At 62.2% G+C, this 10,580-nt stretch carries 9 protein-coding genes and 1 pseudogene; 3 read left to right on the forward strand and 7 right to left on the reverse strand.

Annotated features, from left to right (window positions below; all coding sequences use genetic code 11):
- The 3 genes and pseudogenes from I8N66_RS13135 to edd form a co-directional block, all read left to right on the forward strand.
- Positions 1 to 288 (forward strand): annotated as a pseudogene (locus tag I8N66_RS13135) (glucose-6-phosphate dehydrogenase); the annotation flags it as partial.
- Positions 289 to 296: 8 nt separating this feature from the next.
- Complete coding sequence (gene pgl / locus I8N66_RS13140) at positions 297 to 995, forward strand: 6-phosphogluconolactonase (RefSeq protein WP_291154323.1); 699 nt, start codon at positions 297 to 299, stop codon at positions 993 to 995.
- Positions 996 to 1,229: 234 nt separating this feature from the next.
- Positions 1,230 to 3,050: a phosphogluconate dehydratase gene (edd, locus tag I8N66_RS13145; protein ID WP_113536393.1), complete on the forward strand. Its 1,821-nt coding sequence runs from the start codon at positions 1,230 to 1,232 to the stop codon at positions 3,048 to 3,050.
- Positions 3,051 to 3,143: 93 nt separating this feature from the next.
- Here edd and I8N66_RS13150 read toward each other — a convergent pair whose 3' ends face one another.
- From I8N66_RS13150 to I8N66_RS13180, 7 genes are all read right to left on the reverse strand, one after another.
- On the reverse strand, positions 3,144 to 3,509 hold the full coding sequence (locus I8N66_RS13150) for a GFA family protein (RefSeq protein WP_291154325.1): 366 nt from the start codon (positions 3,507 to 3,509) through the stop codon (positions 3,144 to 3,146).
- A gap of 78 nt (positions 3,510 to 3,587) precedes the next feature.
- Positions 3,588 to 3,998, reverse strand: coding sequence for a hypothetical protein (locus I8N66_RS13155; RefSeq protein WP_113536395.1), 411 nt, complete (start codon positions 3,996 to 3,998; stop codon positions 3,588 to 3,590).
- A 135-nt stretch (positions 3,999 to 4,133) separates the two neighbouring features.
- Positions 4,134 to 5,222: a sn-glycerol-3-phosphate ABC transporter ATP-binding protein UgpC gene (ugpC, locus tag I8N66_RS13160; RefSeq protein ID WP_113536396.1), complete on the reverse strand. Its 1,089-nt coding sequence runs from the start codon at positions 5,220 to 5,222 to the stop codon at positions 4,134 to 4,136.
- Positions 5,223 to 5,279: 57 nt separating this feature from the next.
- Positions 5,280 to 6,938 (reverse strand): alpha-glucosidase family protein, encoded by a 1,659-nt coding sequence (locus I8N66_RS13165; protein WP_113536397.1) that lies wholly within the window; start codon positions 6,936 to 6,938, stop codon positions 5,280 to 5,282.
- Positions 6,939 to 6,960: 22 nt separating this feature from the next.
- The gene (locus I8N66_RS13170; RefSeq protein ID WP_291154326.1) at positions 6,961 to 8,106 is read right to left on the reverse strand and encodes a carbohydrate ABC transporter permease; all 1,146 of its coding nucleotides are present in this window, start codon (positions 8,104 to 8,106) and stop codon (positions 6,961 to 6,963) included.
- 1 nt (position 8,107) lies between these two features.
- A complete protein-coding gene (locus tag I8N66_RS13175) occupies positions 8,108 to 9,118 on the reverse strand; it encodes a sugar ABC transporter permease (RefSeq protein WP_113536752.1) in 1,011 nt (336 codons plus the stop codon).
- 191 nt (positions 9,119 to 9,309) lie between these two features.
- Positions 9,310 to 10,580: ABC transporter substrate-binding protein (locus I8N66_RS13180; protein ID WP_291154327.1), on the reverse strand; the 1,271-nt coding region annotated here is incomplete at its 5' end.

Consider the following 10,580-nt stretch of genomic DNA (forward strand, 5'->3'; position numbering starts at 1 on the left):
GGCATGCGCTTGCGCAACGTCTCGCTCGACATGAGTTTTGCCGAGGCTTTTGCCGTGCGCAATGCCGACGCCTATGAGCGGCTGCTGTTCGATGTCGTGCGCAACAACCAGACGCTGTTCGTGCGCCGTGACGAAGTCGAGGCGGCATGGAAGTGGGTCGATCCGATCCTGAAGGCCTGGGAGGAAACCGGGCAGCAGGTCCAGGGCTACACCGCCGGCACCTGGGGCCCGAGCCAGTCGATCGCGCTGATCGAGCGCGACGGCCGCACTTGGAACGATGCGATATAGGTGCGCCGATGACCTCTAAGCTTCATACCTTCGAGAATGGTACGGCACTGGCGGAAGGCCTTGCCGATGCCGTGAGCCAAGCGCTGACCGCCGGCATCGCCGCACGCGGTTCCGCGAGTATCGCCGTCTCCGGCGGCTCCACCCCCAAGGCCTTCTTCCAGGCGCTTTCCAAGAAGGACATCGCCTGGGACAAGGTGAACGTGACGCTCGTCGACGAACGTTTCGTACCGCCGGAAAGCGACCGCTCGAACCATGGCCTGGTTGCCGCCAACCTGCTCCAGGACAAGGCGGCAGCAGCGACGTTCATACCCCTCTATCATGCGGCTCCGTCCGCTGACGCTGCGGCAGAGGCAGCAAGCCGCGAAACCGCCAAGATCGGCGCACCGTTCGATGTCGCCATTCTCGGCATGGGAACGGACGGGCATACCGCGTCGTTCTTCCCGGGTGGATCACAACTCGCGCGCGCCATCGATCCGGCAACGCCGCGCGGCGTAATCACCATGGAAGCGGAAGGGGCCGGCGAACCCCGCCTGACCTTCACCTTTGCCAGCCTTCAGGATGCGCACCTGCTGGTGCTGCACATCGAGGGCGAGGGCAAGAAGACCGTTCTCGCCAAGGCGGTAGAAGCCGGCGACGAGAAGGATATGCCGATCCGCGCCATGCTGCGCCGTGCCGTATCACCGGTGCAGATTTACTGGGCGCCCTGAGGTGCCGTGCGTTCCTGTGAACGCACGGCGGGCGCCTCTAGATCGAATAATGTTGGGTCGTACCGACCCAATAGGACTTTTGGAAACGCGTTCAGCCGGTGGCGCTCCCATCGGAACGGACACGTGTTTCTGAGAAATGCCGGGACGCTACTTGCGTTCTCCCAAGCGAGCCGCGTTCCGGACCGATGACTGGATGAAGATGAGGAGCTTCAAGGCTCCGGAACAGGATTTGTCATGTCCGCCGATTCCCGCATTGCCGCGATCACCGCACGTATCGTCGAGCGCTCGAAACCGCACCGCGAACCCTATCTCGACCGCGTCCGCCGCGCGGCTTCAAGCGGCCCGCACCGCAGCGTGCTCGGTTGCGGCAACCTCGCGCACGGATTTGCCGTCTGTTCCCCCGCCGAGAAGGTGGCGCTGGCGGGCGACCGCGTGCCCAACCTTGGCATCATTACCTCCTACAATGACATGCTTTCGGCCCATCAACCGTTCGAGACCTATCCGGCGCTGATCCGCGAGGCGGCACGCGCCGCAGGCGGCGTTGCGCAGGTTGCAGGTGGCGTGCCGGCCATGTGCGACGGTGTCACGCAGGGCCAGCCCGGCATGGAGCTTTCGCTCTTTTCACGCGACCTGATCGCCATGGCCGCCGGTGTCGGCCTGTCGCACAACATGTTCGATTCCACCGTCTATCTCGGCGTCTGCGACAAGATCGTGCCGGGCCTCGTCATCGCGGCGCTGACCTTCGGCCATCTGCCGGCCGTCTTCGTGCCCGCCGGCCCGATGACATCGGGTCTGCCGAACGACGAGAAGGCGCGGGTGCGCCAGCTCTTCGCCGAAGGCAAGGTCGGCCGCGACGAGCTCCTGGAGGCGGAGTCCAAGTCCTATCACGGTCCCGGCACCTGCACCTTCTACGGCACCGCCAACTCCAACCAGATGCTGATGGAGATCATGGGCTTCCACATGCCCGGCGCCTCTTTCGTCAATCCGGGCACGCCGCTGCGCGACGCGCTGACGAAGGAAGCCGCCAAGCGGGCGCTGGCGATCACCGCCATGGGCAACGAATTCACGCCGGCAGGCGAAATGATCGACGAGCGTTCCATCGTCAACGGTGTCGTCGGTCTGCATGCGACCGGCGGCTCTACCAATCACACCATGCACCTCGTCGCCATGGCGCGCGCTGCCGGCATCGTGCTCACCTGGCAGGATATTTCCGAGCTCTCCGATATCGTGCCGCTGCTCGCGCGCGTCTATCCGAACGGGCTTGCCGATGTGAACCACTTCCATGCCGCCGGCGGCATGGGCTTCCTGATCAGCCAGCTTCTTCGCGGCGGCCTACTGCACGACGACGTGCGCACGGTCTTCGGTCAGGGCCTCGATGCCTACAAGATCGATATCCGTCTCGGCGCCAATGGCGGGGTCGAGCGCGTGCCGACGCCGAAGGAAAGCGCCGATCCCAAGGTGCTTGCGACCATCGACCAGCCGTTCCAGCATACCGGCGGCCTGAAGATGCTGACCGGCAATCTCGGCAAGGCGGTTATCAAGATCTCCGCCGTGAAACCGGATCGACACGTCATCGAGGCGCCGGCCAAGATCTTCCACGATCAGGCCGAGCTCAATGCCGCCTTCAAGGCCGGAAAGCTCGAGGGCGATTTTGTCGCCGTCGTGCGCTTCCAGGGCCCGAAGGCGAACGGCATGCCCGAGCTGCACAAGCTGACGACCGTTCTCGGCATCCTGCAGGATCGCGGCCAGCGCGTCGCCATCCTCACCGATGGACGCATGTCCGGCGCCTCCGGCAAGGTGCCCGCGGCAATCCACGTGACGCCGGAAGCCAAGGACGGCGGCCCGATCGCCCGCATCCAGGAAGGAGACATCGTCCGCATCGATGCGACTGCCGGAACGATCGAAGTCCTGGTCGAAGACATCGCGCTGAAGACGCGCGTACCGGCGCATGCCGACCTGTCGGATAACGAGTTCGGCATGGGACGGGAGCTTTTCGCACCGTTCCGCGCAATTGCCGGCACGGCCGATCAGGGCGCGAGCGTCCTCTTCCACTAAAAAGCCAAGAGCGCCGGTTCCTGAGAGAACGGCGCTCTTTTCATCGCCGAATGTCCACTTCGGGATGGCGGCTGCTCAGCGGCATCGACACGCTCACGGCAGCGGGCCGGGAAACATATCGTTGCGGCCGTCGTAGCGTTCAATCTCAAGCGCAAAGACATCGACGTTCTCGATGCAGCGTGCATTGATGGAAATCCTGTTGTCCGGATAGCCGCTGCGCATGATCGGCGTCGAGCAGGTCGGGCAAAAGTGGTGCCCCTCGTTAAGCCCGCGCCAGATGTAACTCGACAGGCGGCGCTTCTCGGTCAGCAGCGTCACCTTGGCTGCATCCACCTTCCAGTGCAGGAAACCGGAGCGCCGGCAGGTCGAGCAATTGCAGTCGACAAGGCCTCTCAGCTCCTCGTCGACTTCGATGGCGATATCACCGCAATGGCAGGAAAGCCGATAGGGTTGCTGCATCGGTGTGGTCCGAATCCGTTGCGGAAACCACAACCTTCCATTGAACCGTGCACGCCGGTCAAGACCTGAGCGTACTGGTTAACGGTAGATGTCGAGCGTGCGGTTCCGGTGGTTCGGGTGGGTGCTGTAAACGAAGATGCGATTGAGATCGCGGTCGGTCAGCAGACGAAGAAAGCGCGCTTCGACGACGTTGTTGGCATGCACCCGCTTCAGCAGGCAGCCGACCATCTGGATGCGGGCGCTCGGGATATCCAGATAGAAATTCTGCGGCAGCTGGTACTGGGTCAGGATGCCGAGAACGGCGCCGCTCTTGGAGAGCTTGAGGATTTCGCAGCGGCGAGAACTCAGCTGCGTCATGCCCTTTTCAGTATATTCGATGCGCGCTTCGTTCCGGGTGTCCTCCATCGGAAAGCTCGCTTCCCGGTCGTACATGAAGGACTCTTCCTTGTTCAGGAAGTGCTGGTGCATCACAGGCGCCGCGCCTCTCATCGATATGCCTTTCTTATCCCCTTTTGAGACAGATTAGCGGCAGAGATTTAACAGAGGGTTTGATCGGCCGATTGCATTGAAAAAACCCGCCCGATTTTACGGGCGGGTCGAAAACCGTGAGGTCGACGTCGTCACTTAGGTGCGATAGCTGCGGCCTTCGGCATCGAAGAGATGCAGCTTGGCCTTGTCGGCCGTGAAGCGCACCTTGTCGCCGCGGTGAACCGGCAAGATGCCGGGGATCTTGGCGATGATCGGCTCCTTGTCGACGAGACCCTCGATGTAGAGCAGCGTCACTTCGCCGAGCGCCTCGACGATCGAGACCGTACCTTCGAACAGGAAATCGTCGCCAGTGCTCACCTGCAGATCTTCGGGTCGCACGCCGAAGCTCGCGGTCTTGCCGTTCTGTGATGCGTCGGTCGGGATATCGAGGGTCACGCTCTTGCCGCCGGTCAGCTTCACCGTTGTCTGCGCGCCGGTCGCCGTGACCGTCGAGGGAATGATGTTCATCGCCGGTGAACCGATGAAACGGGCGACGAAGAGATTGGCCGGACGCTCGTAGAGTTCCAACGGCGCGCCCACCTGCTCGATGTGCCCCTGCGACAGCACCACGATACGATCGGCAAGCGTCATCGCCTCCACCTGGTCGTGAGTGACGTAGATCATCGTCGTGTCCGCCATCTGCTCACTGAGCTTGGCGATCTCGATGCGGGTGGCGACGCGCAGGGCCGCATCCAGGTTCGACAACGGCTCGTCGAACAGGAAGACCTTGGGGTCACGGCAGATCGCGCGGCCGATGGCGACACGCTGGCGCTGGCCACCGGACAGAGCCTTGGGCAAGCGGTCTAGATATTTGGTGAGCTGCAGGATATCGGCGGCGTTGCGCACGCGACGGTCGATCTCCTCCTTCGTCTCCTTGGCGATCCGCATGCCGAAGGCCATGTTGTCGTAGACCGTCATGTGCGGGTAGAGCGCGTAAGACTGGAACACCATGGCAATGCCGCGCTTCGACGGCGGCACGGTGTTGACGCGCTCGCCATCGATGAACATGTCGCCGCCGGTGATCTCCTCGAGACCCGCGATCATGCGCAGCAGCGTCGACTTTCCGCAGCCGGACGGGCCGACGAAGACGATGAACTCGCCCTGCTTGATGTCGAGATTGATGCCATGAATGACATCGACCGCGCCGTAGGACTTGCGGATATCTTTAAGCAGCAGACCTGTCATTGCACCCTCCCCTTCGATTCTTCCCGTCTGTCCTTGCTCTCATATTGTTCATCAGAATCATACCAGCCGCGCGAAAAACGCGCCCCAAGCTGAAAGCTTGACCGTTCCAGCCCCGACCTCGGCAACGAAGCCATGCCCCTCCAGCGCGGCAAGCGGTTCATTCGGCAACAGGGCCGCCACTGGCTCGCCGCTCATGTTGAAGAGGCAGAAGATCTTCTCGTTGCCGTAGCTGCGCACGAAGGCGAGAACCGGAGCATCCGTGCTTACGAACTCGATCTCGCCCTTGGCAAACGCCGGATGCGCCTTCCGGAAATGCAGGAAGCGGCGATAGTGTTCGAGGACCGAGGCCTCGTCGCCCTGCTGGATCGACACGGCGCGCTGCAGATGCCCTGCCGGCACCGGCAGCCAAGGTTTGGCGGCGCCGAAGCCGCCATTGACCGCCGCGCCATCCCAAACCATCGGCGTGCGGCAGCCGTCGCGGCCCTTGAAGTCGGGCCAGAACTGGATCCCATAGGGATCCTTCAGATCCTCATAGGCAAGTTCCGCCTCCGTCAGCGCCAGCTCCTCGCCCTGATAGATACAGACCGAGCCGCGTAGCGACATCAACAGGCTTGCGAGGAGCTTCGCATGCGCGTCGCGATCGGCAACACCTTCACTCCAGCGGCTGACATGGCGCACGACGTCGTGGTTGGAGAAGGCCCAGCAGGCCCAGCCTTCGGGCGCAGCCTTTTGGAAATTCCCGAGAACCTCAGCAACGGTCGCCGGCGTCAGCGGATCCGGCGCCAGGAACTCGAACGCGTAGCACATCTGCATCTTGTCGCCGCCGGAGGTGTATTCGCCGGCGATCTCCAGGCCGCGCTGGCTGTCGCCTACCTCGCCGACCGCGGCGATCGCGGGGAATTCGTCCATAACGGCGCGGAAGCGCTTCAGGAATGCCAGGTTCTCCGGCTGATTCTTGTCGTAGAGATGTTCCTGATAGTTGTAGGGGTTCACGGCAGGCGCGGTCTGGGCGTTGCGGCGCTCCGGCGCCAGTGCCGGATTGTCACGCAGCTGCTTGTCATGGAAATAGAAGTTGATGGTGTCGAGGCGGAAGCCGTCAACACCGCGCTCCAGCCAGAAGCGTTCGACGCCGAGAAGCGCTTCCTGAACCTCCGGATTGTGCAGATTGAGGTCCGGCTGCGAGGTCAGGAAGTTGTGCAGGTAATACTGCAGGCGGGTCGGATCCCACGCCCAGGCCGAGCCCCCGAAGATCGAGAGCCAGTTGTTGGGCGGCGTGCCGTCGGGTTTGGAGTCTGCCCAGACGTACCAATCCGCCTTGGCGTTCGTCCGGCTCGACCTGCTCTCGACGAACCAGGGATGCTGGTCCGAGGTATGCGATAACACCAGATCGATCATCACCCGAATGCCGAGGCGGTGCGCCTCAGCTATCACGGCATCGAAATCCGCAAGGCTGCCGAAGATATGGTCGACATCGGTGTAGTTGGAGACGTCGTAACCGAAGTCCTTCATCGGCGAGGTGAAGAACGGCGAAATCCAGATTGCGTCGGCACCGAGGGCGGCGATGTGCGGCAGCCGGGCAACGATGCCCTTCAGGTCGCCGATGCCGTCGTCGTTGGAGTCCTGGTAGGAGCGCGGATAGATCTGGTAGATCACCGCGCCGCGCCACCAGTCCCGGTCCGGTTGCAAAGTGGAGTTGCTCATTTCGGTCATGCTCATTTTCTCTGGTGGTCCTTGATAGTCAGCCGCCCTTGACCGAACCCGCCAGCAAGCCGCGCACGAGATAGCGTTGCAAGCTGAAGAAGACGATCAGCGGAACGATGATGGTAATGAAGGCGGAGGCCGTCAGGATTTCCCAATTGCCGCCGCGTGAACCGAGCAAGTTGACGAGCCGGCCCGTCAGGACCAATTCGTCCGGCCCTGCCCCCAGGAACACGATCGCCACAAGCAGGTCGTTCCAGGTCCAAAGGAACTGGAAAATTGCGAATGAGGCAAGCGCCGGGAAGGACAAGGGCAGGATGATCTTGACGAAGATATCGAAATCGCTGGCGCCATCGACGCGGGCGGATTCCATGATTTCGCGCGGCAGGCCGGCCATGTAGTTGCGCAAGAGATAGATCGCCAGCGGCAGCCCGAAGCCGGTATGCGCCAGCCAGATGCCGACATAGGTCTTGGGCGGCACGCCCAAGATCGTACCGACACCGTTATAGAGCTTCAGCAGCGGGATCAGCGACATCTGCAGCGGCACGACCAGAAGGCCGACGACGACGGCGATCAGGATTGCCCGACCGGGGAACGGCATCCAGGCAAGCGCATAGGCCGCGAAGGCGGCGATCATGATCGGAATGATCGTCGCCGGCACCGCGACGGTCAGCGAGTTGATGAAGGACCGGCCAATGTTTTCGGCCCCCAGAACCTCAGCATAGTTGTCGAAGGTGAAGCGCGGCGGCGACGAGGCCGTGATGAAGACGCGCTGGCCGCGGCTTCCTTCCATCTTCTTGTCCGAGACGATCTCGAAATTGCCGTCCGCCTGAACCGTCAGTTTTTCGCCGTCGTTGAGTTCGGCGGTTTCACCGGCCTTGAACGCCGTCGGCTCACGGCTGTTGAAGCCGAAGGCGGAAATCTGCCCCGCCTGCCCTTCGAGCAGATTGCCGGCGATCAAGAACTTGCCGTCGCGCTCGACCTGGCTCTCAGGACCGGGCGCCCGGACGACGATGTTCTGCGACGATGTCGAGAGCGCCGTCCACCAGCCGGAAACGGCGAGTTGGTCCTTGTCGCGCAGTGACGAGATCAACAAGCCGGCGGTCGGCAGAGTCCAGAGCGCCACGATCAAAAGGACCGAGAGGTGGACAACCCACATGAGGGGGGAGCGTGTCGCTGGATTCATCTCAGTGCCCCTTCATTTCCTTGGCCGCATTGCGGATGTTCCAGACCATGATCGGAATGACGAGGATCATGATGACGACGGCGATCGCCGCCCCTCGACCGAAGTCTCCGCCCCCGCGGAACATCCAGTCGAACATGAGGTTGGCGAGCACCTGGCTCTGCCATTGGCCGTTGGTCATGGCGAGAACGATATCGAAGACCTTCAGCACAAGAATGGTGATGGTCGTCCAGACGACGGCGATCGTGCCCCAGATCTGCGGCACCATGATCTTGAAGAAAATCTGCCAGCCATTGGCGCCGTCAATGACGGCCGCCTCGATCGTTTCTTCGGGAATGCCCCGCAGCGCCGCAGAAAGAATGACCATGGCGAAACCCGTCTGGATCCAGACAAGGATCGCCATCAGGAAGAAATTGTTCCAGAAAGGCAGCGTGATCCAGGCCTGCGGATCACCGCCGAAGGCAACCACGATCCCGTTCAGCAGACCGATCTGATCCGCTCCTTCGGGTCGAAAATCGTAGATGAACTTCCAGATGACCGCGGCGCCGACGAACGAGATCGCCATCGGCATGAAGATCAGCGTCTTGGCGATGTTGCCCCACCAGATGCGATCGGTGAGTGCGGCAATGATCAGACCGAAGAAGGTGGCCAGCGCCGGGACGACCAGCAGCCAGAGAAAATTGTTGTAGATCGACTGGCGAAACTCGCCGTCGTTGACCATCCAGGTGTAGTTGCTGACACCGACGAAGTTCTGGCCCGCCCGATCATGGACGCTGTACCAGAGCGACATGAAGACGGGATAGATGAGGTAGACCGTCAGCGCCAGCAGTGCCGGGCCCAGAAACAACCACGGACGGATAGCGTTGGTAATACGCAGGTTTCTTGCGGCGACGGCGCCGGACTTCCCTTTCGACGGGAAGATCAAGTCGAGAATGAAACTGGTTCCCCAGAAATAGGCGGCACAGGCGATTACCCCGCCCAACATGAACCCTGCAGCTTTCACAAGCTGAAACAACATGACATGTCCCTCCCCCTCGGTGCACGGTCGCGTGCAGGGCTGGCGATTGTCGCCGTTCTCCTTGGGGCCCACCGCCTCATGGAGAGCGGGAAGCGAACAGAAAACCGCATGCGCTTTTCCGCTCCCCGCTCTGGCATGGAGCCCGTATCGGCAACGGGCGGCATGTCTGCCGCCCGTCATCGTTCCTGCTACTTGATGGCGTCCCAGGCCTTCTGCACGCCGTCGGCAACGTCGGCCGACGACTTGCCGCCGACGAAATCGACCATGCCGGTCCAGAACGCACCCGCGCCGATCTTGCCCGGCATCAGGTCCGAACCGTCGAAGCGGAAGGTGGTGGCGTTCAAGAGGATCTCGCCCTGCTTCTTCAGCGGCGGATTGCCGTAGGTGTCGACATTGACGCTCTTGTAGGGTGTCAGGAAGCTCGTCTGCGCCATCCAGACTTCATGCGCGATCGGCGTCTTCAGGAATTCGATGAAGGCGCGCGCCGCCGGCGAATCCTTGGTGATCATGGCCAGCGTACCGGCACCGAGCACCGGGTTGCCGAGCTCCTTCTTGCTCTCGTAAGGCGGCATGTAGAAGAAGTCCGCGTCCTCGCCGATCACCGTGCCCTCCGGGAAGAAGGACGGGATGAAGGATGCCTGGTGGTGCAGGTAGCACTTAGGCGGCGAGGCAAAGAGGCCCTTCGGGCTGTCGCGGAAGTCGGTCGAGGCAACGGCCGCAGCGCCGCCATCGACGAACTTGTCGTTCTTGGCGAACCAGCCGAACTCGTCGAGCGCGCCGACAACGGCAGGATCGGTGAACGGGATCTCGTTCTTGACCCACTTGTCGTAGACGTCAGCCGGCTGCGTGCGCAGCATCAGGTCTTCCACCCAGTCGGTTGCCGGCCAGCCGGTCGCACCGCCAGAGCCGAGCCCGATGCACCAGGGCTTGCCGCCGTCGGCAGCGATCTTCTCGGTTAGCGCCTTCAGCTCTTCCATGGTCTTCGGCACTTCGTAGCCGGCGTCCTCGAAGTTTTCCGGCACGTACCAGACGAGCGACTTCACGTCGATCTTGTAGGGGAAGGCAAAGAGCGCGGCCTTGCCGTCCTTGTCCTTGTAGGTCGACAGATCGACCCAGGACTGGCCGGCGGCGTAGTTGTCGAGCAGCCACTTCTGGGTCTCGTCGCCAAGCGGCGTCAGGTAACCCTTGGAGGCGAGATCGGCGATCAGACCCGGCTGCGGCAGGATCGAGATTTCGGAGGGGCTTCCGGCCTGGGTGTCGATGACGATCTGCTGCTCGTAGTTTTCAGAAGACGAGTACTTGATCTCGGCGCCCGTCGCTTCGGTGAAGTAGGCGTAGACGCTCTTGAACAGCGCCTCATCCTCGCCGCGCCACGGACCGAAGATGGTCAGCGTCTGGCCCTTGAGGTCGTGGCCCTTCTTGAATTCTTCGAAGCTTGCCCAGTTGAACTTCTTATCTT

Source organism: Ensifer sp. SSB1 (assembly GCF_016652895.1).
Lineage (GTDB): Bacteria > Pseudomonadota > Alphaproteobacteria > Rhizobiales > Rhizobiaceae > Ensifer.

Coding starts and splice junctions, on each gene's coding strand:
- edd (WP_113536393.1), top strand. CDS start 1,230: ATGTCCGCCGATTCCCGCATTGCCGCGATCACCGCACGTATCGTCGAG.
- I8N66_RS13150 (WP_291154325.1), bottom strand. CDS start 3,509: ATGCAGCAACCCTATCGGCTTTCCTGCCATTGCGGTGATATCGCCATC.
- ugpC (WP_113536396.1), bottom strand. CDS start 5,222: ATGACAGGTCTGCTGCTTAAAGATATCCGCAAGTCCTACGGCGCGGTC.
- I8N66_RS13170 (WP_291154326.1), bottom strand. CDS start 8,106: ATGAATCCAGCGACACGCTCCCCCCTCATGTGGGTTGTCCACCTCTCG.
- pgl (WP_291154323.1), top strand. CDS start 297: ATGACCTCTAAGCTTCATACCTTCGAGAATGGTACGGCACTGGCGGAA.
- I8N66_RS13155 (WP_113536395.1), bottom strand. CDS start 3,998: ATGAGAGGCGCGGCGCCTGTGATGCACCAGCACTTCCTGAACAAGGAA.
- I8N66_RS13165 (WP_113536397.1), bottom strand. CDS start 6,938: ATGAGCATGACCGAAATGAGCAACTCCACTTTGCAACCGGACCGGGAC.